Origin of the sequence: Erythrobacter sp. A6_0 (assembly GCF_017744235.1) — a bacterium.
GTDB lineage: Bacteria > Pseudomonadota > Alphaproteobacteria > Sphingomonadales > Sphingomonadaceae > Qipengyuania.
Window position 1 is genome coordinate 231,736 of record NZ_JAGHQR010000004.1, and the last position, 25,148, is coordinate 256,883.

Annotated in this window: 23 protein-coding genes; 10 read left to right on the forward strand and 13 right to left on the reverse strand. The window is 64.5% G+C overall.

Going from position 1 to position 25,148, the window contains the following annotated elements:
- Positions 1 to 2 precede the first annotated feature (2 nt).
- Positions 3 to 1,589, reverse strand: a complete 1,587-nt coding sequence (gene murJ, locus J7347_RS12350; protein ID WP_209162360.1) for a murein biosynthesis integral membrane protein MurJ — start codon at positions 1,587 to 1,589, stop codon at positions 3 to 5.
- 64 nt (positions 1,590 to 1,653) lie between these two features.
- A complete protein-coding gene (gene secB, locus J7347_RS12355; RefSeq protein ID WP_067680891.1) occupies positions 1,654 to 2,187 on the reverse strand; it encodes a protein-export chaperone SecB in 534 nt (177 codons plus the stop codon).
- Positions 2,188 to 2,527: 340 nt separating this feature from the next.
- On the opposite strand from secB, the gene J7347_RS12360 reads away from it, so the two are divergent.
- Genes J7347_RS12360 through J7347_RS12370 form a run of 3 tightly spaced genes read left to right on the forward strand, consistent with a single transcriptional unit; the run spans position 2,528 to position 5,006 of the window.
- Complete coding sequence (locus tag J7347_RS12360; protein ID WP_209162361.1) at positions 2,528 to 3,181, forward strand: Tim44/TimA family putative adaptor protein; 654 nt, start codon at positions 2,528 to 2,530, stop codon at positions 3,179 to 3,181.
- 41 nt (positions 3,182 to 3,222) lie between these two features.
- Positions 3,223 to 4,431 (forward strand): murein transglycosylase A, encoded by a 1,209-nt coding sequence (locus J7347_RS12365; RefSeq protein ID WP_209162362.1) that lies wholly within the window; start codon positions 3,223 to 3,225, stop codon positions 4,429 to 4,431.
- Positions 4,428 to 5,006: a Smr/MutS family protein gene (locus tag J7347_RS12370; protein ID WP_209162363.1), complete on the forward strand. Its 579-nt coding sequence runs from the start codon at positions 4,428 to 4,430 to the stop codon at positions 5,004 to 5,006. The genes J7347_RS12365 and J7347_RS12370 overlap by 4 nt, the downstream gene beginning before the upstream one ends.
- A 6-nt stretch (positions 5,007 to 5,012) precedes the next feature.
- Here the strand turns inward: J7347_RS12370 and J7347_RS12375 are convergent, their stop codons facing one another.
- The 5 genes from J7347_RS12375 to ahpC form a co-directional block, all read right to left on the reverse strand.
- Positions 5,013 to 6,494, reverse strand: coding sequence for an aldehyde dehydrogenase family protein (locus tag J7347_RS12375; protein ID WP_245174062.1), 1,482 nt, complete (start codon positions 6,492 to 6,494; stop codon positions 5,013 to 5,015).
- Positions 6,495 to 6,502: 8 nt separating this feature from the next.
- On the reverse strand, positions 6,503 to 8,056 hold the full coding sequence (locus J7347_RS12380; RefSeq protein WP_209162364.1) for a catalase: 1,554 nt from the start codon (positions 8,054 to 8,056) through the stop codon (positions 6,503 to 6,505).
- Between the two features lie 166 nt (positions 8,057 to 8,222).
- The gene (katG, locus tag J7347_RS12385) at positions 8,223 to 10,442 is read right to left on the reverse strand and encodes a catalase/peroxidase HPI (RefSeq protein WP_209162365.1); all 2,220 of its coding nucleotides are present in this window, start codon (positions 10,440 to 10,442) and stop codon (positions 8,223 to 8,225) included.
- Positions 10,443 to 10,658: 216 nt separating this feature from the next.
- Positions 10,659 to 12,248 carry an alkyl hydroperoxide reductase subunit F gene (gene ahpF, locus J7347_RS12390; RefSeq protein WP_209162366.1) on the reverse strand — a complete coding sequence of 530 codons (1,590 nt, stop codon included), beginning with the start codon at positions 12,246 to 12,248 and terminating at the stop codon, positions 10,659 to 10,661.
- Positions 12,249 to 12,402: 154 nt separating this feature from the next.
- Positions 12,403 to 12,969, reverse strand: a complete 567-nt coding sequence (gene ahpC / locus J7347_RS12395; protein ID WP_209162367.1) for an alkyl hydroperoxide reductase subunit C — start codon at positions 12,967 to 12,969, stop codon at positions 12,403 to 12,405.
- Positions 12,970 to 13,221: 252 nt separating this feature from the next.
- Between ahpC and J7347_RS12400 the strand changes: the two genes are divergently transcribed.
- Positions 13,222 to 13,737, forward strand: a complete 516-nt coding sequence (locus J7347_RS12400; RefSeq protein WP_209162368.1) for a hypothetical protein — start codon at positions 13,222 to 13,224, stop codon at positions 13,735 to 13,737.
- A 33-nt stretch (positions 13,738 to 13,770) separates the two neighbouring features.
- Here the strand turns inward: J7347_RS12400 and J7347_RS12405 are convergent, their stop codons facing one another.
- Together J7347_RS12405 and aroC are read right to left on the reverse strand one after the other, a co-directional pair.
- Positions 13,771 to 14,331 carry a ferric reductase-like transmembrane domain-containing protein gene (locus J7347_RS12405; RefSeq protein WP_209162369.1) on the reverse strand — a complete coding sequence of 187 codons (561 nt, stop codon included), beginning with the start codon at positions 14,329 to 14,331 and terminating at the stop codon, positions 13,771 to 13,773.
- A gap of 13 nt (positions 14,332 to 14,344) precedes the next feature.
- The gene (gene aroC, locus J7347_RS12410) at positions 14,345 to 15,412 is read right to left on the reverse strand and encodes a chorismate synthase (protein WP_209162370.1); all 1,068 of its coding nucleotides are present in this window, start codon (positions 15,410 to 15,412) and stop codon (positions 14,345 to 14,347) included.
- A 113-nt stretch (positions 15,413 to 15,525) separates the two neighbouring features.
- Between aroC and ruvA the strand changes: the two genes are divergently transcribed.
- The 3 genes from ruvA to ruvB all read left to right on the forward strand — a co-directional run bounded on the left by ruvA (position 15,526) and on the right by ruvB (position 17,823).
- Positions 15,526 to 16,125: a Holliday junction branch migration protein RuvA gene (gene ruvA, locus J7347_RS12415; protein WP_209162371.1), complete on the forward strand. Its 600-nt coding sequence runs from the start codon at positions 15,526 to 15,528 to the stop codon at positions 16,123 to 16,125.
- Positions 16,126 to 16,136: 11 nt separating this feature from the next.
- Positions 16,137 to 16,646 carry a DsrE family protein gene (locus J7347_RS12420; protein WP_209162372.1) on the forward strand — a complete coding sequence of 170 codons (510 nt, stop codon included), beginning with the start codon at positions 16,137 to 16,139 and terminating at the stop codon, positions 16,644 to 16,646.
- Positions 16,647 to 16,782: 136 nt separating this feature from the next.
- Complete coding sequence (gene ruvB, locus J7347_RS12425; RefSeq protein WP_209162373.1) at positions 16,783 to 17,823, forward strand: Holliday junction branch migration DNA helicase RuvB; 1,041 nt, start codon at positions 16,783 to 16,785, stop codon at positions 17,821 to 17,823.
- Positions 17,824 to 18,313: 490 nt separating this feature from the next.
- Here ruvB and J7347_RS13355 read toward each other — a convergent pair whose 3' ends face one another.
- Complete coding sequence (locus tag J7347_RS13355; RefSeq protein WP_245174063.1) at positions 18,314 to 18,721, reverse strand: hypothetical protein; 408 nt, start codon at positions 18,719 to 18,721, stop codon at positions 18,314 to 18,316.
- A 255-nt stretch (positions 18,722 to 18,976) separates the two neighbouring features.
- Positions 18,977 to 19,225 carry a hypothetical protein gene (locus tag J7347_RS13360; RefSeq protein WP_233999461.1) on the reverse strand — a complete coding sequence of 83 codons (249 nt, stop codon included), beginning with the start codon at positions 19,223 to 19,225 and terminating at the stop codon, positions 18,977 to 18,979.
- Positions 19,226 to 19,265: 40 nt separating this feature from the next.
- Here J7347_RS13360 and J7347_RS13365 point away from each other — a divergent pair, with 40 nt between their 5' ends.
- On the forward strand, positions 19,266 to 19,337 hold the full coding sequence (locus tag J7347_RS13365; RefSeq protein WP_233999463.1) for a hypothetical protein: 72 nt from the start codon (positions 19,266 to 19,268) through the stop codon (positions 19,335 to 19,337).
- Between the two features lie 126 nt (positions 19,338 to 19,463).
- On the opposite strand, the gene acnA is transcribed toward J7347_RS13365, so the two are convergent.
- A complete protein-coding gene (acnA, locus tag J7347_RS12435; protein WP_209162375.1) occupies positions 19,464 to 22,139 on the reverse strand; it encodes an aconitate hydratase AcnA in 2,676 nt (891 codons plus the stop codon).
- Between the two features lie 229 nt (positions 22,140 to 22,368).
- Between acnA and J7347_RS12440 the strand changes: the two genes are divergently transcribed.
- Positions 22,369 to 22,557 (forward strand): hypothetical protein, encoded by a 189-nt coding sequence (locus J7347_RS12440; RefSeq protein WP_209162376.1) that lies wholly within the window; start codon positions 22,369 to 22,371, stop codon positions 22,555 to 22,557.
- Between the two features lie 11 nt (positions 22,558 to 22,568).
- Here the strand turns inward: J7347_RS12440 and J7347_RS12445 are convergent, their stop codons facing one another.
- Complete coding sequence (locus tag J7347_RS12445; protein ID WP_209162377.1) at positions 22,569 to 23,450, reverse strand: DMT family transporter; 882 nt, start codon at positions 23,448 to 23,450, stop codon at positions 22,569 to 22,571.
- A gap of 188 nt (positions 23,451 to 23,638) precedes the next feature.
- Between J7347_RS12445 and J7347_RS12450 the strand changes: the two genes are divergently transcribed.
- Positions 23,639 to 25,126 carry a L,D-transpeptidase family protein gene (locus tag J7347_RS12450; protein ID WP_245174064.1) on the forward strand — a complete coding sequence of 496 codons (1,488 nt, stop codon included), beginning with the start codon at positions 23,639 to 23,641 and terminating at the stop codon, positions 25,124 to 25,126.
- The last annotated feature ends 22 nt before the right edge of the window (positions 25,127 to 25,148 follow it).

Here is a 25,148-nt window from a genome sequence, read left to right on the forward strand (position 1 = left end):
GCCTATTGCTCTGGTTCGGGGGATTTGGGTGCAGGGGCGCGGCGGCGCAGCGCCTTTAGGTCGCTTAGCCGGAAGGCGCCGGTAAGGAAACTCGCCGCGATATAGACGGCCGCGCCCGCACCGACCGTGACTGCCAGAGTGAGGCCGCGCATCACCATGTCACCCGCCATGAACGGTGCCATCAGCGGGCGCGAGAGCGCCAGCGCCCCGCCCATGATCGCCGCCGCTAGCGCCAGCCGGGGCAGACGGCGCAGCAGGCGCGCATCGGCGGCGAACTGGCCGCGCTTGCGCAATGTCCAGAACAGCAGCGCAGCATTGATCGCGGCGGATACGGCGGTGGCGACCGGCGGGCCGAGATAGCCGATGGTCGGGATCAGCGCGATATTGCCGATGATATTGACCACGATCGCGATGATGGCGAAGCGCACCGGCGTGCGCGTGTCGGAACGCGCATAATAGCCCGGCGTCAGCACCTTGATCAGGATATAGGCAGGCAGGCCCAGTGAGAAGGCGGCCAGCACCAGCGCGGTCGCCCGCGTATCCTGTGCGCTGAACGCGCCATATTCGAACAATCCGCGCACGATCGGTTCTGAAATCGTCAGGAAAGCGGCGGTGGCGGGCAGCGTCAGGAACAGCGCCAGCTCGATGCCGCGGTTCTGCATGTCGAGCGCTTCGTCCACCTGATCGTTGCTGAGCAGGCGGGAAAGCGTGGGCAGCAGGATCGTGCCGAGGCCGATCCCGATCAGGCCGAGCGGCAACTGGTTCAGCCGGTCCGCATAATAGATAAAGCTGATCGCGCCCGGTGCCAGCAGCGCGCCTGCCAGCGCAGTCGAGATGAGAAGGTTGATCTGCGTCGCCCCTGCGCCCGCGGCGGCGGGCAGGATCAGCGCCATCAGCCGTTTGATGTCCTTGTCGATCCGGGGCAGGCGCAGCTTCAATTTGATGCCTGCCCGACGGCAGCCCCAAATCAGGAATACCAGTTGCAGCGCCCCGCCGACAGTGACGGAGACGGCCTGCACCATGGCGGTCTCGTAAGGGTTTTCGCCATGGAACAGCGCTAGGCCGGCGACCATCGCGATATTGAGCAGGATCGGGGCGGCAGCGTTGACCCAGTACCGCTCCAGCGAATTGAGAATACCGCCGAGCAGCGACACCAGCGAGATCATCAGCAGATAGGGCAGAGTGATCCGCGACAGCATCACGGCGTAGCTGAATTGTTCCGGCGTCGGATCGTTGAACCCACCCGACAGCGCATAGGTGAGCGGCCAGGCCGCGATCATCAGCGCGATCGTGAAGACCACCAGTACCGGCAGCAGCACGGCCAGCGCCCGCTCCGCGAAATCGACGCCGGCGGGCTTGCCGCCGCCTTCGGCAACCTGACGATTGAACATCGGGATGAAGGCGGCGGAAAACGCCCCTTCCGCGAACAGGGCGCGGAACATGTTGGGCAGGCGGAAGGCGACGAGGAAGGCGTCCGACGCGAAGCCCGCGCCGACGTAACGTGCCTGCAAGGCGTCGCGCACCAACGCGAGAACGCGGCTGGCAAGCGTCAGCGACCCGATCGAGCCGAGCGCCTTGACCAGTTTCATCGGCTGCGTCCTTCCCCGGCGGTCATGTCACACATTTAGGCCGGGGCGCGGCGCGAGCGCCCGATCAGTTCTCGCCCGTGGGCATGGCATCGCCGGTCTGGCCCTGCTGCTGCGCGCGCGCGGCAAGCTGCTGTTGATAGAGCGCGCCGAAATCCATCGGGTCCATCATCAGCGGCGGGAAGCCCGCATCGCGGCTGGCATCCGCGATCACGCGGCGCACGAAGGGAAACAGGATGCGCGGCGCTTCGGCGAAGAGGAAGGCGTGGGCCTGCTCGTCGGGCAGATTGCGCATGCCGACGAGGCCGCAATAAGACAGCTCGATCAGGTAGAAATCGCCCTTTTCGCCCTTAGCGGTGACGTTCACCTTCAGCTCGACTTCGGACAGTTCCTGATTGACCGTGTTGGCGCCGATATTGACCTGAAGGTCGATCTGCGGCTGCTCGTTCCACTGGAAGCAATCGGGCGCGTTCGGGTTCTCGACCGAGAGGTCCTTGATATATTGCGTCACGATGCCCGCCGCCGGGCGGTTGTCGGCCCCGTTCGGTTTCGCGTTCGGGTCCATGTTCAGATCGGTGAGGATGTCGCCTTCGTCGGCCATTGGGCACACTTTCGGTTCGATGTTATGACGGGCGATACGCCAGGTAAAAGCGTGCGCCGGTTCGACCGCGCGCCTAGCACCTGCCTCGGACCCCGGCAACCGAGCCGATGGCGGCCAATTGATGGCGGCCGGTCGATGGCGGCCAGTCGATTGCTGACGGGCGGTCGAAGCGGGCAGGTGCGGAATCTGCGCCCGCCCGGGCACTCGGGCCGCTCAACCGCGTTGCCGATTTGTAATTCTTACCTATGTAGGGCAGGTTACGAAGACATATCCCGCGCGCTGCCACAGGTGCCCTGTCGAAGGCACCCGGTGCGCACGCAAAGCTGCAGGTGCACGCATAGTGATTCTCGAAATCGTCATCCTCGCCGCCATCGCCGCCTTTCTGGGGCTGCGCCTCTATTCGGTGTTGGGCCGCAGGGCCGAGCATGAGGAGGAGCATGCGCCCCAGCGGTTCGAGCGCCCCGACGCGATCGCGCCGCAGGGCGATGACCGCGCGCGGCGGACCCAGCCGGACGTCGCGCTGCGCCAGGCCGATCTTCCCGCCGGGACCGAAAACGGCGTGCGCGCCATCGCCGCCGCCGATCCGCGCTTCGACGTGCTCGGCTTTCTCGACGGGGCGAAGGGCGCCTATGCGATGGTGCTCGAAGCCTTCTGGGAAGGCGACAAGGAAACGCTGCGCGAATTGTGCGACGACGATGTCTATGAAAGCTTCGCGGGCGCAATCGACGCGCGCACCGAAGCGGGCGAGACGCTGGAAAACCGCCTGATCCGGATCGAGGACGCGACGATCAAGTCCGCCGACATGGACGGGCGGATGGCGCGCATCGCGGTCCTGTTCGTCTCCGACATCGCGGCGATCACGCGCGACCGGGACGGGACGGCCATTGCCGGTTCGCTGGACGACGCGGTCGAAAGCCGCGACATCTGGACCTTCAAGCGCAATGTCGACGCGGCGGATCCGAACTGGGTTCTCGCCGAGACCGACCAGGGCTGATCGTTCTGCCCGCTTTGGCGGCGGGCATTCGGGGAGGGATAATGCAAGTTGCGACAAGGGCCCTGCGCGGTCTTATCCTGAGCGCGGGGCTTGCGCTTGCCGGGTGCCAGGCCGTCCCGAAGGCCGAACCGCCGCGCACCGCCACGCCGTTGCCGCCGATCGTCCCGAAAGTCGAAAGTGCGGCCTTTTCCGGCCTGTCCGCAGGGCCGAATATCGGCTCGCTCGGCATCCAGTCGGGCGATGCGGGCACCGCGCTTGCCAGCTTTCTGGAGTCCTGCCCCAAGCTCGTCGCGCGCCACGATCAGAGCGGGCTGACCAATCGCGAGGATTGGCGCCCGGCTTGCGATGCGGCGCGGACCTGGCCCGCCAGCGATGCGCTGCGGTTCTTCACCACCTATTTCGAAAGCGCCCGGATCGGTGACGGCAAAGCCTTCGCCACGGGCTATTTCGAGCCCGAAATCCTGGGCAGCCGCACGCGCCGCCCCGGCTATGAGGTCCCCGTCTATCGCCTACCGCCCGATCTCGTGCGCGACTGGCCCGCCGACATGGCGATGAGCGAGCGGACCGGGCGCGCGCCGCTGGGCCGCAAGGATGCGAGCGGCAACCACGTCCCCTATTACGAGCGCGCCGAGATCGAGCGGGGGGCGCTCGCCGGGCGCAATCTCGAAATCGCCTGGGCCGCCGATCCGATCGAGTTCTTCTTTCTTCAGATCCAGGGTTCGGGACTGCTGCGCCTGCCCGACGGATCGTTGATGCGGATCGGCTATGCCGGGCAGAACGGGCGCGAATATGTCGGCATCGGATCGGTCATGCGCGAGCGCGGCCTGCTGGGTGACGGGCCGGGCCAGTATGCCGGATCGATGCAGGGCATCGTCCAATATCTTCGCGACTACCCCGAAGCAGGCGCGGACCTCATGCGGCTCAACAAGAGCTGGATATTCTTCCGCGAGTTGACGACGGATGGGCCGTTGGGTGCGCTGGAAGTGCCGGTGCGGCGTGGATCGTCGGTTGCGGCTGACCCGGCCTACGTGCCGCTGGGCGCGCCCGTCTGGCTCGATCTCGATCGCGACGTGGCGGACGGCTTGTGGATCGCGCAGGATACGGGCGGCGCGATCAAGGGTGCCAATCGCTTCGACACGTTCTGGGGCAATGGACCGCAGGCGCGCGAAATCGCGGGCGGGATGAGCGGACGCGGACAGGCGCTGGTGCTGCTGCCCAAGGGGACGCTCGCCCGCCGCCAAGGGCAATGAGCGCGCCGCGCGGCCTCAGCAGCGAAGAAGCCGAGGCGTGGGAAAAGGTCGCGGCGACGGTCAAGCCGCTCGATCCCCAGCCAAAGGCGGTGGCGGCAAAGAGGCTCCACGCCGCCTCGTCTCAGCCCGAAGCTAGACCCGTGCCGTCCAAGTCCACTGCGGCACCGAAGCAGAAAGCACCGCAGCGCTCCAATTCTGCCGCGAGCCCCCCTCCGGCACAGGCTCGCCAGGCGGGTCTCGATTCGCATTGGGAACGGCGGCTGAAGGGCGGAACGCTCGCGCCCGATTTCACGCTCGACCTGCACGGCCATGGGCTCGACGCCGCCTATTCGCGGCTGATGAGCGGCGTCGCTCAGGCGCGCGCGATGGAGGCGCGCACGATCCTGTTGGTGACGGGGAAGCCGCGCCCGGTCGCCGCAGCCGATCGCGGGTCGAGCCGGGGAGCGATCCGCGCCAAGGTGCTGGACTGGCTGGCGGCATCGAGCCACCATTCCGCCATCGCAGCGGTCCGCTCCGCCCACCGCAGGCATGGCGGGGAAGGGGCGCTCTATATCGTCCTGAAGCGCCCCCGCTGATCGCTCTCAGCCGAGATCGTCGGCGCTGAAGGGGAATTGCCGTTTTTCGTGCTGGACGCTGATCCAGTGCGCCTTCGTGAATGCCTCCACCGCCCAGCGCCCGTTGAACCGCCCGAGGCCCGAATTCTTGGCACCGCCGAAGGGGCTGAACGGACTGTCGTTGACCGTCTGGTCGTTGATATGCGTCATCCCCGCCTCGATCCGCTTGGCGAAGGCCAGAGCGCGGCCTTCGTCGCGGCTGAACACCGCGCTCGACAGGCCGAGATCGGTCGCATTGGCGAGTTCGAGCGCGTGTTCTTCGTCCCGCGCGCGCTGGATCGGGGCGACGGGGCCGAAGATCTCGTTGGTGACGAGGCAATTGTCTTCGCCGACATCGGTGAAGACATGCGGCGGAATGACCAGCCCATCGGGCTCGCCGCCCAGCGCGCAGGTCGCACCCTGATCCTTGGCCTTGGCGATCATATCGTTGATCTTGTCGAACTGGTCGCGATTGACGATCGGCCCGATCATGCAGGCCGGATCGTCGCGCTGGCCCACGATCAGTTCCTTCGTGCGGGCGACGAATTTCTCCACGAATTCATCGTAGATCGCATCCTCGACCACAAGGCGATTGGCGATCATGCAGATCTGGCCCTGATGGACGAACTTGCCCCAGACGCTGGCTTCGACCGCATAGTCGATATCGGCATCGTCCAGCACCACGATCGGGGAATTTCCGCCAAGCTCCAGTTCGAGCGCCTTCAGGCGCTTCGAATCGAGCGCGGCCTTGCCCACACCGCGCCCGACAGGCGTCGATCCGGTGAAGGACACCACCGAGGGTATGGGATGCTGGACCATGGCATCGCCGATCTCGGAACCCGAACCGGGCAGCACCGCGACGAGGCCGGGCGGAAGCTCCGCCTCCTCGCAGATCGCGGCAAACAGGGTTCCGCCGGTGACGATCGAATCGCTCGCCGGTTTGACGACGACGCCATTGCCCAGCGCGAGCGCGGGAAAAAGCGTGCGGGCGGTCAATTGCAGTGGGAAATTCCACGGCGAGACCAGTGCGACCACACCGGCAGGCTGGCGATAGGCGCGGCTTTCCTTGCCGGGCAGACTTTCCGGCAGGATCGCCCCTTCGACCATGAAGGGGAGAGCGGCGGCCTCCTGCCGGGCGACCTGCGTCACCAGCATCAGTTCGAGCGCGGCCTTCAGCTTGGTGCCGCCGACCTCGCGCACGATCCAGTCCGCGATCTCGTCCTTACGCGCGTCGAGAATATCGGCGATCGCGTGCATCTTGGCCGAGCGAGCGGCGGGCGGCAGCTTGGCCCATTCCTTCTGCGCTTCGGCACTGGCGCGATAGGCTTCGTCGACATCGTCGGCAGTCGCACCCTTCATGTCGAAGATCGCGCTTTCGTCCCAGGGGCTGACATTCGTCAGCGCTTTGCCGCTGCCGTCGCGCCATTCGCCCGCCAGATAAAGGCGATCGAGTTTGTCGTATTTCGCCATGATCGGCCTTACTCCGCCGCTTCGCGGAGGTCGGCGGCTTCGCCCGAGATCGACTTGGCGCTCGCAAGGCCGGGAGCCTCCGATTTTCCGCCGATCATCTCACGCACCTTGTCCTCGATCCGCTTGCCGATCGCGCTGTCGACATTCTTCCAATAGTCGAACGCGCGGACCAGCACGTTTTCGCTGACTCCGTCGGCGAGATGGCCCGACACGTTCGAGACGAACCGATCGCGCTGCGCATCGTCCATCACCTCGTTGATCAATGCGCGAGCCTGGCTCCAGTCGTCATCGTCCTCGCGCAGGGTATAGGCCTCGCGCACCATGTCGCCATCGGCATACCACGTCGCCTCGCCGCCGACCTCCGGCTGCGCCGCCGGGCCGCCATAGCTGTTGGGAGCATAAACCGGATCGACCGCGTTGACCGTCCGCATGGCGCCCGCGCGCGAATAGGAATTGACCTGATCGGCGTTTTTCGGGGCGTTGACCGGGATCTGCTTGTAATTGACGCCCAGCCGGTGGCGGTGCGCATCGGCATAGGAAAAGCCGCGCGCCAGCAGCATCTTGTCCGGGCTGAGGCCGATGCCGGGCACCATGTTGTTGGGCTCGAAGGCGAGCTGTTCGATCTGCGTATCCCAGTCGACCGGGTTTTCGTTCAGCACCAGTTTGCCGACCTCGATCAGCGGGTAATCGGAATGCGGCCAGGTCTTGGTGAGGTCGAACGGATTGATGCGGTAGGTCTTCGCATCCTCATACGGCATGATCTGCCATTTGAGCGTCCAGCTCGGGAAATTGCCCTCGTGGATGGCATCGAACAGGTCGCGGCGGTGATAATCGCTGTCCTCGCCCGCTTTCTTGACCGCTTCGTCCTGCGTCAGGTGAGCGTTGCCGCTTTCTTCGCCGACATCGGTCATGAAGTGGAACTTGACCCAGAATTTCTCGCCCTCTTCGTTGATGAGCATGTAGGTGTGCGAGCCGTATCCGTTCATCTCGCGCCAGTTCTTCGGCACGCCGCGATCGCCCATCAGATAGGTGACCTGGTGCGCACTTTCCGGCGAAAGGGTCCAGAAATCCCACATCATGTCGTGATCGCGCAGGCCGTTATCGGCGCGGCGCTTCTGGCTGCGGATGAAGTGCTGGAATTTCAGCGGATCGCGGATGAAGAAGATCGGCGTGTTGTTGCCGACCATGTCGAAATTGCCGTCTTCGGTGTAGAATTTGACCGAAAAGCCGCGCGGATCGCGCCAGGTGTCGGGGCTGCCGCGTTCGCCCGCCACCGTGCTGAAGCGCATGGCGGTGTCGGTCTTCACGCCCTTCTGGAAAACCTTGGCCTTGGTGTATTTGGACACATCGGCGGTCGTCTCGAAATAACCGAACGCGCCCGAACCCTTGGCGTGCGGCTGGCGCTCGGGAATGCGCTCGCGATTGAAGTTCGCCATCTGCTCGATCAGGTAGTGATCGTTGAGCACGATCGGGCCGTCACGACCGAGGGTCAGCGAATGCTCGTCGCTTTGGACGGGGATGCCTGCATCGGTGGTGGTGGGGGGAACGGTACGGTCGGCCATGGCGACGCCTTTCGAAATTTTGGGAGGTTACGGTGATGAACGCCCAAGCAGAGGCGCGCGTTCCACCGCTTCGTCGCAATTGCGCTGCGGCTGGTGACGCTCCCAAACGAAGAAGCCCCCGGCGTTTGCGCGCCGAGGGCTTCCCGCGTCCCGAAGGGTTTGCCCCTTACGAGTGGTATTGCTGATAGCTGAGGTCGAACCGGTCCGCGTCCATGACCTTGGTCCAGGCCTTGACGAAGTCCTTGGCGAACTTCTCTTCGTTCCCGTTCTCGGCATAGACTTCCGCGACCGAGCGCAGCTGCGAGTTCGAGCCGAAGACCAGATCGGTGCGCGTGGCGTGCCACTTGGCGTGACCTTCCCGTCGGCACTTGCCGACGAATTCCTCGTCCCCGCTCTCGTCGACCACTTCCCACAGCGTGCCCATGTCGAGCAGGTTCTTGAAGAAATCGTTCGACAGCGTGCCCGGCTTGTCGGTGAGGACGCCGATGCTGTTGCCATGCTCCGTATGGGTGGAAACGGCGCCGAGAGCGCGCATCCCGCCGACCAGCACGGTCATTTCGGGGATCGACAGGCCGAGCAGGTTCGCCCGGTCGATCAGCATGTCCTCGGTCTTCACCGAAGCCTTGGTCTTGAGATAGTTGCGGAACCCGTCGGCGAAGGGCTCCAGCGGCTCCCAGCTCTCGGCATCGAACTGGTCTTCCGTCGCATCGCCGCGACCGGTGGTGACCGGGACGGAGATGTCGTAGCCGCCGTCCTTGGCCGCCTTCTCGATCGCCGCCGCGCCGCCGAGCACGATGGCGTCGGCCATCGAGATGCCGCCGCGCAGCTCGTCGAGCTTGTTGAGGACCTTGGTCAGTTCTTCCGGATCGTTGACCTTCCAGTTCCGCAGCGCATCGAAGCGGATATGTGCGCCATTGGCGCCGCCGCGATGGTCGGACTTGCGATAGGTGCTGGCCGAAGCCCACGCCGCCTTGACCAGTTCGGCCACCGTCAGACCGCTATCGAGAACGGCCTGCTTGAATTCCGAAACGGCACTGTCGGAAGGCTTGGTCCCGGCAGGGATCGGATCCTGCCAAATCAGGTCTTCGCTCGGCACGTCGGGGCCGAGATAGCGGATCTTGGGGCCCATATCGCGGTGGGTCAGCTTGAACCAGGCGCGGGCGAAGGCATCGTCCAGCGCCGCCTGATCGTCGCGGAACCGCTCGGAAATCTTGCGATAGGCCGGGTCGCGCTTCAACGCCATGTCGGCGGTGGTCATGATGGTTGGGACCTTTTTGGAAGGGTCCCGCGCATCGGGGGCCATGTCGGCTTCTTCCGGGTCGATCGGCGTCCACTGATAGGCACCTGCCGGGCTCTTCACGAGCTCGTATTCGTATTTGAACAGCAGGCGGAAATAGTCGTTGCCCCACTCGGTCGGATTTGGAGTCCACGCGCCTTCGATGCCCGACGTGGTGATGTGGCCCCTACCGATTTCTTCCGGATCGGTCATCCAGCCGAAGCCCATCGCGGTCATGCCTTCGGCTTCGGGCGCCTTGCCGAACGTGTCGGACGGCTTGGCGCCATGGCACTTGCCGAAGGCGTGGCCGCCAGCGGTCAGCGCGACGGTTTCCTCGTCGTTCATGGCCATGCGCGCGAAGGTTTCCTTCATGTCGCGTGCCATGCCTTCGGGATCGTGCGGATTGCCGCCCGGACCTTCGGGATTGACGTAGATCAGGCCCATCTGGATCGCGGCGAGCGGGTTTTCGAGCGCCTTGCCTTCATCGGGGATGATGCGCGTTTCCGCGCCGGTATCCACCCACTCTTCCTCGGTGCCCCAGTAAACGTCCTGTTCCGGCTCGTAGACGTCCTTGCGACCGCCGCCGAAGCCGAACACCGGGCCGCCCATCGATTCGATGGCGACATTGCCGGTCAGCACGAACAGGTCGGCCCAGCTGATGTGCTTGCCGTATTTCTGCTTGATCGGCCACAGGAGGCGGCGCGCCTTGTCGAGATTGCCGTTATCCGGCCAGCTGTTGAGCGGAGCGAAGCGCTGCTGGCCCGAAGAGGCACCGCCGCGCCCGTCGCCGGTGCGATAAGTGCCCGCCGCGTGCCAGGCCATGCGGATGAAGAACGGGCCGTAATGCCCGTAATCGGCCGGCCACCAATCCTGGCTGTCGGTCATCAGCGCCTTGATGTCGGCCTTTAGGCCTGCGTAATCGACCGCGTTGAACGCTTCGCAATAATCGAAATCCTCGCCCATCGGATCGGGCGATGTACCGCCCTGGGTCAGGATGTGCAGGTCGAGGCTGTCCGGCCACCAATCCTTGTTGGTCCGGCCGAGCAGGCCGCGAAAGCCTCCATCGCCGTGGAAGGGGCAGCCGCTGATATCTCCGGTCTTGGCGTCCATGATCTTTGATCCTCTCTCGAATGCGAAATTTACAGCCTGCGCGAACGATCGCGCGGGCATCCAAAAAGAGAATGCCTCGGACCCCATGATGGGTCCAATCGATTAATTGCGTCGAATTGACAGCCTTAGACGATCACAGTTTCAAGCGCTCACCGGACACGAAAACGCCGCCGCCCAGAAGGGCGACGGCGCAATTTCATCAGCAACTGGCAGGTTTTACGCGGCCTGCGCGATCTCTTCCGCCGGTTCGGTGCGGATGAGATAATCGAAGGCGGACAAGCCGGCCTTGGACCCTTCGCCCATCGCAACGACGATCTGCTTGTATGGAACGGTCGTGACGTCTCCCGCCGCGAACACGCCGGGGAGGTTGGTGCGGCCTTCCTCGTCCACCGCGATCTCGCCGAATTTGGTGAGGTCGAGGCCGCTATCCTTCAGCCATTCGGTATTGGGGACGAGGCCGATCTGGATGAACACGCCTTCCAGCCCCACGCGGCGTTCCTCGCCACCGGCGCGATCCTTCACCACCAGTCCGTCGACCTTGCCGTTCGAACCGGTGATTTCGGTCGTCTGGCCGTTCGTCACGATCTCGACATTGGAAAGGCTGCGGAGCTTGGCCTGAAGCACTTCGTCCGCGCGCAGTTTCGCATCGTATTCGATCAGCGTCACGTGGCCGACGATCTTGGCGAGATCGATCGCCGCTTCGACGCCGGAATTGCCGCCGCCGATCACCGCGATCCGCTTGCCCTTGAACAGCGGGCCGTCGCAATGGGGGCAATAGGCCACGCCCTTGTTGCGATATTCCGCTTCGCCCGGAACTCCCAGATTGCGCCAGCGCGCGCCGGTGGAAAGGATCAGGCTGCGGGTCTTGAGCTTTGCCCCATTGCCGAATTCGACCGTATGGAGGCCGCCTTCCTCGCGTGCGGGAACGAGCTTCACCGCCTTGGCGAGGTTCATCACGTCGATATCGTATTCGCCGACATGCCGTTCCAGCTCGCCTGCCAGCTTCGGCCCCTCTGTATAGGGCGTGCCGGGCAGGTTCTCGATGCCGAGCGTGTCGTGCAGCTGGCCGCCGAAGCGTTCCGCTGCGACGCCCGTACGGAAGCCTTTGCGCGCGGTGTAGATGGAAGTCGCGGCACCGGCGGGCCCGCCGCCGACCACCAGAACCTCGAACGGGTCCTTGGCCGACATCTTGTCAGCCGCCTTCTTTTCGCTGCCGGTATCGAGCTTAGACAGGATCTCGGCCAGCTCCATCTTGCCGTTGTAGAACGGCTCACCATTCAGGAACGTGGCGGGCACGGCCATGATCTCGCGACTTTCGACTTCGTCCTTGAATGTGCCGCCTTCGATCAGCGTCGCGGTGATGCGCGAATTTTCGAGCGCCATCAGCGTCAGCGCCTGCACCACGTCCGGACAATTGTGGCACGACAGCGAGAAATACATCTCGAAATGGAAATCCCCTTCGAGGCCGCGGACCTGTTCGAGCAGGTCGGCATCGACCTTGGGCGGATGGCCGCCCGCCCAGAGAAGCGCGAGCACCAGCGAGGTAAATTCGTGCCCCATCGGGAGCCCGGCGAAGCGGACCCATTTTTCCGCGTCGCTGGCGCGGCGCACGATGAAGCTGGGCTTGCGATCGTCCGTCCCGTCGAATTGCGCGCTCACCATATCGTGGAGCGCGGCGATCTCTTCGAGCAGTTCGCGCGTCTGCTGTGATTTCGGATCGTCGCCAAGCGAAGCGACGAGCTCGATCGGCTCGCGCAGATTGGCGAGATAGGTCGAAAGCTGTTGCGTCATAGTGGCGTCGAGCACGGGAAGACTCCGAAAGGCTAAAAATAGGGGAGATGAAAAGGCCCGGGGCGAGGGGGGGGGGGAGGGTGCCCCGGGCCTTCCAGCGACCCGAGCGGGGCTCGGGCTCTGTCCGCGCTCCGCAGGAGGAATTAGCGGGCGCGGTTATGCGTTGAACTCAGATCTTGCCGACAAGGTCCAGCGACGGTGCAAGCGTGTCCTTGCCTTCTTCCCAGGCTGCCGGGCAGACCTGGCCGGGATTGGCGCGGACATATTGGGCCGCCTTGATCTTGCGGGCGAGTTCGTTGGCGTTGCGACCGACACCTTCACAAGTCTGCTCCATGATCTGGACTACACCATCGGGATCGACCACGAAGGTGGCGCGATCGGCGAGGCCGACGCCTTCACGCAGCACGTCGAAATTGCGCGCAAGGGTGTGGTTCTGATCGCCGAGGAACGGGAAGGTCAGCTTGCCGATGCGTTCGCTGGTATCGTGCCAGGCCTTGTGGCTGAAATGCGTATCGGTGCTGACGCCGTAGACTTCGACATCCATCTTCTGAAGCATACCGTACTGCTCGCCGAGATCTTCGAGCTCGGTCGGGCAGACGAAGGTGAAGTCCGCCGGATAGAAGAAGAACACGGCCCACTTGCCGCGCACGTCCTGATCGGTGACTTCGTAAAAGTCTTCGCCGGCCTTGAAGGCGGTGGCGGTGAACGGTTTGATTTCGGTTCCGATGATACCCATGGGATGGTCTCCGTTTGTTTTTCAAAAGGTTCAGGTGAAACTGCTGGGTAAGAGATAGGCGCTGTTGCAGCGCACAAAAGCGATTATGTGCGATTGCGAATATCGAAATTTTCCATCACCGGACTGGAACTTTCGAAAAGTGCGACGATCCGCGATCCGGAGCGCGCGACTTCCCCTCACATCGGTGGCTTTACCGGTTTCGCTCGAGCTCTTTCGGCGCTAGTGCGAGGCATTCGCAAAAAAGGAATCGCCATGCGCATAGTTTTCGCCACTCTCGCCCTTTCCGCATCCGCGCTCTCTCTCGGCGCCTGTTCCGAACCGGCGGACGAAGCCCCCGCCGAGACGACCGCCGCCTCTTCGGAAGCAGAGCCCGCCGCGATGGACCAGGCCGCGACCGACACCGCCGTCCTCAATGCGAGCCTCGTCACCATCGATCAGCTTCAGGCCCTGACCGGCGTGAACCCCGAACTCGCCCAGGCAATCGTCGACGGCCAGCCTTACGAGAGCGCGACCGCGTTCAACGATGTGCTGATGCAGTCGCTGTCCGCCGACGAAGCGGCGCAGGTCCGGGAGCGCGTTTTCGTGCCGATCGATCTCAACAGCGCCACGCGGGAAGACATCGCACTCGTCCCCGGGATGAGCGATCGGATGGTGGGCGAATTCCTCGAATACCGCCCCTACGAAGATATGGCCGAATTCGACCGCGAGATCGGCAAATATGTCGACGAAGCGGAAGTCGCGCGCCTGCGCCAGTACGTCACGCTCTGACCCTTTTGCGCTTGGGCGGCCCAGCCGCCTGCGCTACCGCTTGAGCGCGAACCGGGAGATCTCGATCGCGGCCAGTATCCCGATATGGATATAGGCCGTGATCGGATCGAAGGCCGTCAACGCCCAGTGGACGAACACCAGTACGGCGGCGGGATGCACCAGCATGTGCAGCCGCTTCCACCCGCGTTTCATCGCGCGCACGGACCGATCGTTCGACGTGATCGCGAGCGGTAGGAACAGGATCAGCGCGAGCCAGCCGGTCAGCAGATCGAACCCCGCCGCTTCTTCCAGTATCGCGCCGAGATCGGCCTTGTTGACGAGGTAGATAGCGGTGTGGATCGCCGCATAGGCGAAGCTGGCGACGCCGAGATCGCGCCGCCGCTTCATCAGCCATAGCGTCCAGGTGCTCTTGCGAAAGGCGAGCCGTAGCGGCGTGACCGCGAGCGTTGCCAGCAACAACCAGGCGGCCCAATCGCCGCTATCCTTTACGGCATGGCCGAACCCGTAAGTCTCGGGCGTCGCGATCCACTGCCAGCCGATCCACAATGCGGGCAGGGCCAACGCCAGCCACAACAGCCATCGCTCCCGGCTCATGCTCGCTTCCCCCTCAGCCGCATTGCGCGCGGTGCAGCAATTTGTGATCCGCGAGCACCAGAGCCATCATCGCCTCCACAACGGGAGTGCCGCGAATGCCGACGCACGGATCGTGGCGGCCCTTGGTGCGCACTTGGGTGGCCTGCCCGTCGCGCGTCACGCTTTCGACCGGCGTCAGGATCGAACTGGTCGGCTTGAAGGCGACGCGGCAGGTGACCGGCTGGCCGGTGGAAATGCCGCCTGCGATGCCGCCGGCATGATTGGCGAGAAATTCGGTGCCGTCATCGGCGGGCCGCATCGGATCGGCGTTTTCTTCGCCGGTCAATCGCGCGGCGGCGAACCCGTCGCCGATCTCGACGCCCTTGACCGCGTTGATGCTCATCATTCCTGAGGCGAGGTCGGCATCGAGCTTGGCGTAGAGCGGTGCGCCCCATCCGGCGGGTACGCCCGTCGCAACGCATTCCACCACCGCGCCGAGCGAGGAGCCGGATTTGCGCGCCTCGTCCACTTGGCTTTGCCAGCGCTGCGCGGCTGCGGCATCGGGGCACCAGAAGGGGTTCCGCTGGATTTCCGCCGCATCGAAATTCGCCGGATCGACGGCATCCCCGCCGATCTCGGCGACATAGGCGGTGATCGTCACTTCGGGGATCGCCAGCCGCGCCACCGCGCCGGCCGCCACGCGGCTCGCCGTTTCGCGTGCGCTGGAACGCCCACCGCCGCGATAGTCGCGGAACCCGTATTTTGCGTCATAGGCGTAATCGGCGTGGCCTGGGCGATAGGTGTTGGCGATCTCGGAATAATCCTTCGACCGCTGATCGGTGTTCTCGATCATCAGCGCGATCGGCGTGCCGGTCGTCTTGCCCTCGAACGTGCCCGACAGGATACGGACGAGATCGGCTTCCTGCCGCTGCGTCGTATACTTGTTCTGCCCCGGCTTGCGCGCGTCGAGAAAGGGTTGGATGTCCGCTTCCGACAGCGCGAGACCCGGTGGGCACCCGTCCACCACCGCGCCGATCGCGGGGCCATGGCTCTCGCCCCAGGTCGTAAAGCGCAACACGCGCCCGAATGTGTTCCAGCTCATGGCTCTCTTCTTGCCTGCAATTGTGGGCTTGTGTCCATTCGCGCTGGACCAATTCCTTCTTGAGGGCCAAGAACAAACCATGCCCGGAGAAACCGCTTGCCCGTAGAAATCGTATGATAGCCAAGCTGAAAGGCCTGCTCGACGAAACCGGCGCCGATTGGGCGGTGATCGATGTCGGCGGGGTAGGCTATCTGGTCCATTGTTCGGCCCGCACGCTCAGCCAGCTGGGCGAGGCGGGGGAGGCGTGCACGGTTTTCACCGACCTGCAGGTGAGCGAGAACGACATGCGCCTGCTGGGCTTCGCCGACGGGGCGGAGCGGGACTGGTTCCGGCTGTTGACGCAGGTGCAGGGCGTGGGAAGCAAGGTCGCGCTGGCGATCCTTTCGGCGCTGTCGGCGGATGAATTGCAGGCGGCTTGCGCCAATGGCGATGCTGCGATGGTGGCGCGCGCGAACGGGGTCGGGCCCAAGCTTGCCGGGCGCATCGTCAACGAGCTTAAGGACAAGGCCGGGGCGCTGCCGGGTGGCGGCGGCACTGGCGCGGTCGCAGCCCCCAGGGGTGGTGCCAGCGCGGATGCGGTCAGCGCGCTCGAAAATCTCGGCTTCAAGCCCGCCGTTGCCGCGCGCGCGGTCGCTCTGGCGCAGGGGGAGCTGGGCGATGGCGCGGGCGAGGGCGAATTGATCAGAGTGGCCTTGAAGAAGGCGGCGGGGTGAGGAAGCGGTTCATGCGTTTGATTTTGGCAAGTCTTGCAATGACGCTGGCGGCGCCGCTCGCCGCGCAGGTGCCAGAGGTGCGCTATGGCCCGGTCTTTGAAGAATTCGGCCCACATTACCTGGTCGAAGGGATCGATCGCGTGCCCCAGGATGCGGAGTTCGCAGTCGTCTTCGAAGTGGCGAGGGCGGCGGAGGATGGCACGCGCAATCGCGGGTTCGAAAGTGCCGCGCGCTTCATCAACATGCACGCTGCGGCGGGCGTCGATCCGGACAACATCCGCATCGCCGTGGTGGTCTATGGCGGGGCAGTGAAGGACTTGCTGGCGAGCGAGGACAATGCCTCGCGCGAAATGGTCGAACGAATGCTCGAAGAAGGTGTGCGCTTCATCGTCTGCGGTCAGAGCGCGACGGGATCGGAAATCGCACAAGGAGACCTGATCCCCGGCGTCGAGATGGCGCTCTCCGCCATGACCGCGCACGCCCTGCTCCAGCAGCGCGGATATACGGTGAACCCGTTTTGAGGCAACCAGTCGTCAAGATTACGGTGTTTCTACTGGGATGTCTCGCGGGTTGGCACGCAAACGACTGGCTATCGATCGATGCCTGTCTTGATGCTGGTGGCGCTTGGAATTACGAACGCGACCTTTGCAGCCTACCATGACCAGTCCCGTCCCCCTCCATTCCCCCGCCCGCCAGCCGGAAGACCCTGACGCCGCCCTGCGTCCGAAATCGCTCGCCGAATTCGTCGGGCAGAAAGCTGCGCGCGAAAACCTGCGCGTGTTCGTCGAGGCGGCGAAGGCGCGGGGGGAGGCGATGGACCATGTGCTGTTCTTCGGGCCTCCGGGGCTCGGCAAGACCACTCTGGCGCAGATCGTCGCGAAGGAACTGGGCGTCGGCTTTCGCGCCACGTCCGGCCCGGTGATCGCAAAGTCGGGCGACCTCGCCGCGCTGCTGACCAATCTCGAACCCAACGATGTCCTCTTCATCGACGAGATCCACCGCCTCAATCCGGTGGTCGAGGAAGTGCTCTATCCCGCGATGGAGGACCGCGCGCTCGACTTGATAATCGGTGAGGGGCCGTCTGCGCGGAGCGTGCGGATCGATCTGCCGCCTTTCACGCTGGTCGGCGCGACCACGCGGCAGGGGCTGCTGACGACGCCTCTGCGCGATCGCTTCGGCATTCCGGTGCGCCTCAATTTCTATACCGAGGACGAGCTACTGCGCGTCGTCACGCGCGGGGCAGGCCTGCTCGGCATGGGTATCGACGAGGGCGGCGCCCGCGAGATCGCGCGGCGCAGCCGGGGGACGCCGCGCGTTGCCGGGCGATTGATGCGGCGCGTGCGAGATTTCGCGCATGTGCTGGGCGAGGGGACCGTCACGGCGCAGGTGGCGGACGATGCGCTGACCCGGCTGGAAGTGGATTCGCTCGGCCTCGATGCGATGGACCGGCGCTATCTCACCATGATCGGTACGACCTATAAGGGTGGCCCGGTGGGCGTCGAAACGCTGGCCGCAGGGCTCAGCGAGCCGCGCGACACGGTGGAGGAGGTGATCGAGCCCTATCTGATCCAGCTGGGCCTGATCGCCCGCACGGCGCGTGGGCGCTGTCTCAACGATGGCGGCTGGGCGCATCTCGGCCTCGCGCCGCCTGTCGAAAGAGGGCGCTCTCAGGGCGAGATGTTCGGAAGCGAAGATTAATCCGCGTAAGGGCAGGAATCGCGCCGGGATCTTAACATCTCCGGTCACCCCGGTCCCGTTTCGGGACGCGAACCGGAGAAGGACTCGCAATCGAAAGGAAAATTTACATTTAGGGTGCAGAGCGAGTATTACGCGAATCTTATAGCAGTCGGCAGGGCCACCAAATTGGCGCCTGAGAAGCCAACAGGAAGACACATATGTCGGTCAAAGCAGCCCTAGCAAAACTTTCGGCCACCGCGGCGGGCGGTGCTTTGCTGGCCGGCGGTGCCGTCCACGTCGCCGAAAAGCCGGTGACGGATGCGCCGAGCTACAAGTCGGCGAAGGGCGCCAAGACGCAGCCGCGGATGATCAAGCAGGCCAAGGCCACACCGCGCGCGACGCGTCCGGCCCCGCCGCCCCGCGCCGCGCGCGTCATTCCGCGCCAGGTAGAATGCGTGCCTGCCTCATCCCCCCAAGCGACCTATCAGGGCGCCAATGTCTGCCCGCCGGTCTATCGCGCGGCTCTCGCCCCGGTTCCGGTACCTCCGCTTCCCGACGCGCGTCCGCTGGGCGGTGGCGGCACCGCTGCCCGTTCCATCCCCTCGGCGGGGGGCGGTTTTGGCGGTGGCGGCTTCGGCGGCGGCTTCTTCGGCGGGTTCTTCGGATCGAGCGGCGGTGGCGGCAGCACGAGTGTCGTCGTGAATCTCGGCCAGAACCAGGGGCAGGGCCAGGACGGCAATGGCAGCTCGTCGTCCAGCACGTCGAGTTCGTCGAATGGCCAGCCCGGCGGCAGCACCACGACCACCACCACGACCACGTCGACCGGCGGCTTCGATGGCAATATCGACATCGATATCGAAAACTCGAGCGGCGGCTCGTCCACGTCGACGTCCAGTGGCGGTTCCTCCTCGTCGACCACGACGGGGGGCGTCTCGACGTCGACCGGTCAGGTCTCGAGCACGACCAGCTCGGGCAACGTATCGAGTTCGACGGGGCAGGTTTCTTCGTCGACAGGCCAGGTTTCGACGTCGACCGGTCAAGTTTCGACTTCGACAGGCCAGGTCTCGACATCGACCGGTCAGGTTTCGACGTCCAGCTCGACCTCGACAAGCTCCGGCAATGTGACGAGTTCCGGCAATATCAATCAGAACCAGAATCAAAACCAGAACCAGAATCAGTCGAGCACCACGTCCACATCGGGCAACGTCTCGAGCAGCACGAGCTCTTCCACATCGGGCGACGTGTCGAGCAGCACCAGTTCCTCGACCTCTGGCGACGTTTCGACGAGCAGCAGCACCAGCTCTTCGACTTCGGGCGATATCACGTCGAGCACCAGCAGCTCGACATCGTCCTCGAGCTCGACTTCGTCCTCGACCTCTTCGTCGAGCTCGACCTCTTCGAGCACCAACAGTTCGACCAGCACCAGCACGTCGAGCGGGACCGAAGTGCCCGCGCCGCCGATGATGGTCCTGTTCGGCCTCGCAGCTGCCGCGCTCCTGCGTCGCCGCAAGGTCGCGCCACAAAAGGCGGCCTGATCCGCCGAGGTTTCACGGTTCCCAACGCAAAAAGGGCGGCCTTCCCGATTGGAAGGCCGCCCTTTTCGTATTCGCTTCGATAGCGTGTCGAAGCCCCCCCATTTGCGGGGGCGGGCCTAACGTGCCTCAGTCTGCGGCGAGCTTGCGCAGCACGTAATGGAGGATGCCGCCGTTGCGGTAATATTCCATTTCGTTCGCGGTATCGATCCGGCACTTGGCCGTGAAGGTGAAGGTATCGCCGTTTGCGCGCGTCACTTCGACTTCGACATCTTGGCCGGGCGTCAGATCGGCAAGGCCCTTGATCGTGAAGCTGTCGTCCGATCCGAGGCCCAGCGTCTGGCGCGTATCGCCCGCCGCGAATTGCAGCGGCAGCACGCCCATGCCGATCAGGTTCGACCGATGGATACGCTCGTAGCTTTCGACGATCGTCGCGCGCACGCCCAGCAGGATCGTGCCCTTGGCCGCCCAGTCGCGGCTGGAGCCGGTGCCGTATTCCTTGCCCGCAACCACGACGAGCGGCGTGCCGTCTTCCTTGTGCTTCATCGCCGCATCGTAGATCGGCATCTGTTCGCCCTTGTAGGTCGTCTCGCCGCCTTCGACGCCGGGGACCATTTCGTTGCGAATGCGGATATTGGCGAAGGTGCCGCGCATCATCACTTCGTGGTTGCCGCGGCGCGAACCGTAGCTGTTGAAGTCCGACTTCGAGACCTGGTGATCGCGCAGATACTGGCCTGCCGGGCTGTCTTCCTTGATCGAACCGGCCGGGCTGATGTGGTCGGTCGTGGTGGAATCGCCCAGGATCGCCAGCGGCTTCGCATCCACGATGTCGGTGACGGGCGCGGGCGTCATGCTCATGCCGTCGAAATAGGGCGGGCTGGCGACATAGGTGCTGGTGGGATTCCAGCGATAGGTGTCCGACGCTTCGACCTTGACCGCCTTCCAGTGCTCGTCGCCTTCGTAGACATTGGCATAGCGGTTCACGAACATGTCGCGATCGATATTGGCGGCGCGGTGGTCGGCGATTTCCTGATTGGTCGGCCACAGATCGGCCAGCATCACGTCATTGCCTTCACGGTCCTGACCGATCGGGGTCGTGGTGATGTCCTCGGTCACCGTGCCCTTGAGCGCATAGGCGACCACGAGCGGGGGCGAGGCGAGGAAGTTGGCGCGCACGTCGGGCGAGACGCGGCCTTCGAAATTGCGGTTGCCCGACAGGACGCTGGCAGCGACCAGATCGTTGCCGTTGATCGCCTGGCTGATCGGCGTGGCCAGCGGGCCGGAATTGCCGATACAGGTGGTGCAGCCATAACCGACCAGATCGAAGCCGATCGCGTTAAGATCGGTCTGGAGGCCCGACTTCACGAGATAGTCGGTGACGACCTGCGATCCCGGCGCGAGGCTGGTCTTCACCCAGGGCTTGGGCTTCAGGCCCTTGGCGTTGGCCTTTTGCGCCACCAGTCCGGCGGCGATCAGCACGTCCGGGTTCGAGGTGTTGGTGCAGCTGGTGATCGCCGCGATCACAACGTCGCCGTCGCCGACATCGTGGTCCTTGCCTTCGACCGCCACGCGGCGCGGCTCGTCCTTGCCGTAGACGGTCTTGAGGTCGGTGTTGAACAGCTCGTCCACCTGGGGGAGTGCGACCTTGTCCTGCGGGCGCTTGGGACCAGCGAGGCTGGGGACGACCTTGGCCATGTCGAGTTCGAGCGTATCGGTGAAGATCGGCTCGTTCTCGGGCGTGAACCACATGCCCTGCGCCTTGGAATAGGCTTCGACCAGTTCGATCGTGCTTTCGTCGCGGCCCGTCAGGCGCATGTAGTCGAGCGTCTTTTCATCGATGCCGAAGAAGCCGCAGGTCGCGCCGTATTCGGGGGCCATGTTGGCGATGGTGGCGCGATCGGCGAGGCTGAGATTGGAAACGCCCGGACCGTAGAATTCGACGAAACGGCCCACCACGCCCACTTCGCGCAGCATCTGCACGCAAGTCAGAACGAGGTCGGTGGCGGTCACGCCTTCGGCCAGCGCACCTTCAAGCTTGAAGCCGACGACTTCGGGAATCAGCATCGAGATCGGCTGGCCGAGCATGGCCGCTTCCGCCTCGATCCCGCCGACGCCCCAGCCGAGCACGCCCAGGCCGTTGATCATCGTGGTATGGCTGTCCGTCCCCACGCAGGTGTCGGGATAGGCGATCGCGTGACCGTCGGGATCGTTGGTCGACCACACGCCCTTGCCGATATATTCGAGATTCACCTGATGGCAGATGCCGGTGCCCGGGGGCACGGCGGAGAAGTTCTCGAAGCTCTTGGATCCCCATTTCAGGAAGTCGTACCGCTCCGCATTGCGGGCGTATTCGAGTTCCATGTTCTGTTCCATCGCCTTGGGATGGCCGAATTCATCCACCATCACCGAGTGATCGATGACGAGGTTGACCGGAACCTGCGGATTGATCTTGGCAGTGTCCCCGCCGAGCTTGGCGATCGCGTCGCGCATCGCGGCGAGATCGACCACGCAGGGAACGCCGGTGAAATCCTGCAAGAGGACGCGCGCCGGGCGGTACTGGATTTCCTTGCCGGTGACCGGGTTCTTCTGCCAGTCGGCGATCGCCTGCGCATCGTCGGTCGAGACGGTGAAGCCGCCATCCTCGAAACGCAGCATGTTTTCGAGCAAGACCTTCAGGCTGAAGGGCAGGCGCGACACGTCGCCAAGTTTCTCCGCCGCTTTCTCGAACGAGTAATAGGCGTAGTCCTTGCCACCGACGGTGAGAGTGGAGCGGGTTGCGAGCGTATCCTGGCCGACCTGGGTCATGCGGATCTGGTCCTTTCTGTTCGGAGCCTGCACCCGAATGCGGGGAGGCAAAAATGTAACGCGCTCGTGAGCGAAAAGGCTCCGAATTGCAAGGGTGGGCGCTTGCGGAGGGAACAATCGGGAACCTGGGTCGGTGCTTATCGGTAATTATGGCATAATGAAGGCAGCCATACGCTTCGAAACCATCATCTCGGATGGGTTCGAACGAGGCGCCCCGGTGAGATTGCCAATGCGTTCCGACACGACTGCTGCCACGCCGCAAGCGAAGGCTGCAAAACCGCATGCAAAGCGCCGCGCGCCGATCCGCGCTGTGGTAGTCGCGGCAGCGCTGGGCGTTGCGGCCTGTTTCGCGGCGGCGGCGAGCTTTTCCGGCGATCCGGCGGTCGCCGCCGAAGCGAAAGCGACTCAGAACCCTTAAGCCGATAACCGTTACGCGGAGCCGGCCCCGGCATCGCGCCGGGTCGCGATGGCGCACCCGATAACGATCAGCGCGGTTCCCGCCAGCACTGTGGGTGTGACCGTCTCTGCAAAGAACAGCCAGCCGAACAGGGCGGCCCACAGGAAGCCCGAATATTCCATCGGCACCAGAACCTGCGCCTCTTCGCGGGCATAGGCCCAGCCCAGCACGGCGGCCCCACACACGGTAAGGAGCGAGGCGGCTCCGATCGCGAGAAACGTCTCGCCATCCGGCAAGGCAAGCAGCCACGGCGCGCCGAGCGCCAGCACCGCCGCGCCGACTCCGCTGTGGAAGCTGGCGATTTCGAGCGGCCCGGCGGTCTGCGCCTGCTGGCGCGCGAGAATCAGATTGTAGGCATAGAGCAGCGCCGAAAACAGGATCGCAGCCAGGCCTGCGGCGGCCCCGTCATTCAACGTCTCGCGCCCGATCCTGCCGCCCACGATCACCAGCGTCCCCGCCAGTCCGAACAGGCCGGCGGCAATGGCGCTGCGCCGGATGCGCTCTTTCAGGATGATGGCGGCGAGGTAGAGCGACAGGATCGGCGCGAAGAAGGAGATCGCGATGGTCTCCGCGATCGGGAGCCGGGTCAGCGCGAAAAAGAAGCTGAGCGCCATGAAGGCCGAGACCACACCGCGCACCAGATGCAGGCGCAGCGCCTGCCTGCCCGGCCAGCCCCCGCCCGCCGCCAGCCATACCGGTGCGATCAGGCAGAGGCCCAGAGCGGAGCGCAATAAGGCCGCGCTATAGGCCCCGATCGCGAGCGAGGCGCCTTTCATGAACGCATCCATCAGCGCCAGGGCCGCAACGCCTGCAAGAGCGGCAAGGATCGGCCGATAGGAGCGCGGAGACGGCATGGTGCGCGGATGGGGCGCGGCTCCGCGCCGGGCAAGCGCAAATTCAGGCACCAGTCAGCCATGGCAGTAGAGAACGAGGACGAAACGAGCTATACAGGCTCGCTATGGATATTCGCGCGCCGAACGCTTCGTCTGGCATTAGGACCGGCGGGGCAGGGGCGCTTAAGATGGTGGTAAAAGAGATGGGTATGCGCAGTCTGAAGGCAGGAACGGCGGGCATCGCCTTGGCGGCGTTCGCTCTCGTATCGAATGGCGTATCCGCGCAGTCGAGCGGGCCGGAAAACCTGCTTCCGCCCGAACCCGCCAAGGTCGAGCGGGCGATGCCCGACTATACGCAGATGCAGGCCCAGCAGCCGCGTCCGGTCGCACCTACCCCCGCTTCCAAGCCCGAGGCCGCGCAATCCAAAGCCGCTCAGCCCAGCGTCGCCGATAGCTTCGGTGACGTTGAGATGGTTTCGGGCGAAGTGGTGCAGGAAATTCCCTCGCTGGTCGGCGAATGGTCCCTGGCGGAGGCGCAGGCGCTTGCAAAATTCATCGACGGAATCGGTGCGGAAGGGCTGATGCCCAAGGATTACGGCCGCGAAGCGCTCGCCGGCGCGATCGCGCAAGGGCCGGGGCCGGCGCTGAACGCGGTTGCCAGCGAACGCTTCGTCTGGCTGGTCGAGGATATGCGCGACGGGCGCACTCCGATGGACGGGCGCAAGCAATGGTTCGCGATGGACCCAGATGCGGACCGGATGCCGACGCATATCCTGCTCGAACGCGCGCTCGAAACCGGCGACATCGCGGGCACGCTGACCGCGCTCGATCCGGTGCATCCCGATTACGCGCTGCTGAAGGCCGAGCTCGCTAAGACTCCGGCCAGCAATTCGGCCAAGCGCAAGCTGATCATGGCGAACATGGATCGCTGGCGCTGGCTGCCGCAGGATCTCGGCAAGAAATATCTGATGACCAATGTCCCCGAATATCAGTTGCGGCTGACGGTGAACGACAAGATCATCAAGAATTACCGCACCATCGTGGGCAAACCGGGCCGCACGGCAACGCCGCAGCTTGCCGAAATGGTCGAAGGGGTGATCTTCAACCCGACCTGGACGGTGCCGCAATCGATCGTGAAGGGCGAAGGGCTGGGCGCGCGCGTGCTCGGCAATCCGGCCTGGGCGCGCCGCAATGGCTATACCGCGACGCGCGCCGATAACGGCTTCGTCACCGTGGTGCAGCAGCCGGGGCCGACCAATTCGCTCGGCCTGATGAAGCTCGACATGCCGAACCGCCACGCGATTTTCCTGCACGACACGCCTTCGCGCAATCTGTTCGCGCAGGATGCCCGCGCCTTGAGCCATGGCTGCATCCGCGTGCAGGGCGCGCGCGAGCTGGCGATGACGATGGCGATCCTCGGCAATATGGAGAGCAAGGACGATATCCCCGGCATCCAGCAGGAGGTGCAGGATATCGCCGCGTCGGGCGAATACACCTCTTACCCGATCACGAATCAGTGGCCGGTCTACATCACCTATTTCACCATGGCGCGCGACGTCGATGGCAAGATGGCGACCTTCGACGATATCTACGACCGCGACGGTGCCGTGCTCGCGAGCTTCGATGCACCGCGCAAGGCGAACCGCAGCCGGGTGCAGGATGAAGAGATCATTCCGCTCGAAGCGCCGGGAGCGTAAATTCGAGCCCGGAGTTACGACC

What these genes read in the sequence shown, in the direction of transcription:
- murJ (WP_209162360.1), bottom strand. Translation starts at nt 1,589, where the DNA reads ATGAAACTGGTCAAGGCGCTCGGCTCGATCGGGTCGCTGACGCTTGCC.
- secB (WP_067680891.1), bottom strand. Translation starts at nt 2,187, where the DNA reads ATGGCCGACGAAGGCGACATCCTCACCGATCTGAACATGGACCCGAAC.
- J7347_RS12365 (WP_209162362.1), top strand. Translation starts at nt 3,223, where the DNA reads ATGCAAGTTGCGACAAGGGCCCTGCGCGGTCTTATCCTGAGCGCGGGG.
- J7347_RS12370 (WP_209162363.1), top strand. Translation starts at nt 4,428, where the DNA reads ATGAGCGCGCCGCGCGGCCTCAGCAGCGAAGAAGCCGAGGCGTGGGAA.
- J7347_RS12375 (WP_245174062.1), bottom strand. Translation starts at nt 6,494, where the DNA reads ATGGCGAAATACGACAAACTCGATCGCCTTTATCTGGCGGGCGAATGG.
- J7347_RS12380 (WP_209162364.1), bottom strand. Translation starts at nt 8,056, where the DNA reads ATGGCCGACCGTACCGTTCCCCCCACCACCACCGATGCAGGCATCCCC.
- katG (WP_209162365.1), bottom strand. Translation starts at nt 10,442, where the DNA reads ATGGACGCCAAGACCGGAGATATCAGCGGCTGCCCCTTCCACGGCGAT.
- ahpC (WP_209162367.1), bottom strand. Translation starts at nt 12,969, where the DNA reads ATGGGTATCATCGGAACCGAAATCAAACCGTTCACCGCCACCGCCTTC.
- J7347_RS12400 (WP_209162368.1), top strand. Translation starts at nt 13,222, where the DNA reads ATGCGCATAGTTTTCGCCACTCTCGCCCTTTCCGCATCCGCGCTCTCT.
- J7347_RS12405 (WP_209162369.1), bottom strand. Translation starts at nt 14,331, where the DNA reads ATGAGCCGGGAGCGATGGCTGTTGTGGCTGGCGTTGGCCCTGCCCGCA.
- aroC (WP_209162370.1), bottom strand. Translation starts at nt 15,412, where the DNA reads ATGAGCTGGAACACATTCGGGCGCGTGTTGCGCTTTACGACCTGGGGC.
- ruvA (WP_209162371.1), top strand. Translation starts at nt 15,526, where the DNA reads ATGATAGCCAAGCTGAAAGGCCTGCTCGACGAAACCGGCGCCGATTGG.
- J7347_RS12420 (WP_209162372.1), top strand. Translation starts at nt 16,137, where the DNA reads ATGCGTTTGATTTTGGCAAGTCTTGCAATGACGCTGGCGGCGCCGCTC.
- ruvB (WP_209162373.1), top strand. Translation starts at nt 16,783, where the DNA reads ATGACCAGTCCCGTCCCCCTCCATTCCCCCGCCCGCCAGCCGGAAGAC.
- acnA (WP_209162375.1), bottom strand. Translation starts at nt 22,139, where the DNA reads ATGACCCAGGTCGGCCAGGATACGCTCGCAACCCGCTCCACTCTCACC.
- J7347_RS12440 (WP_209162376.1), top strand. Translation starts at nt 22,369, where the DNA reads ATGCGTTCCGACACGACTGCTGCCACGCCGCAAGCGAAGGCTGCAAAA.
- J7347_RS12445 (WP_209162377.1), bottom strand. Translation starts at nt 23,450, where the DNA reads ATGCCGTCTCCGCGCTCCTATCGGCCGATCCTTGCCGCTCTTGCAGGC.
- J7347_RS12450 (WP_245174064.1), top strand. Translation starts at nt 23,639, where the DNA reads ATGCGCAGTCTGAAGGCAGGAACGGCGGGCATCGCCTTGGCGGCGTTC.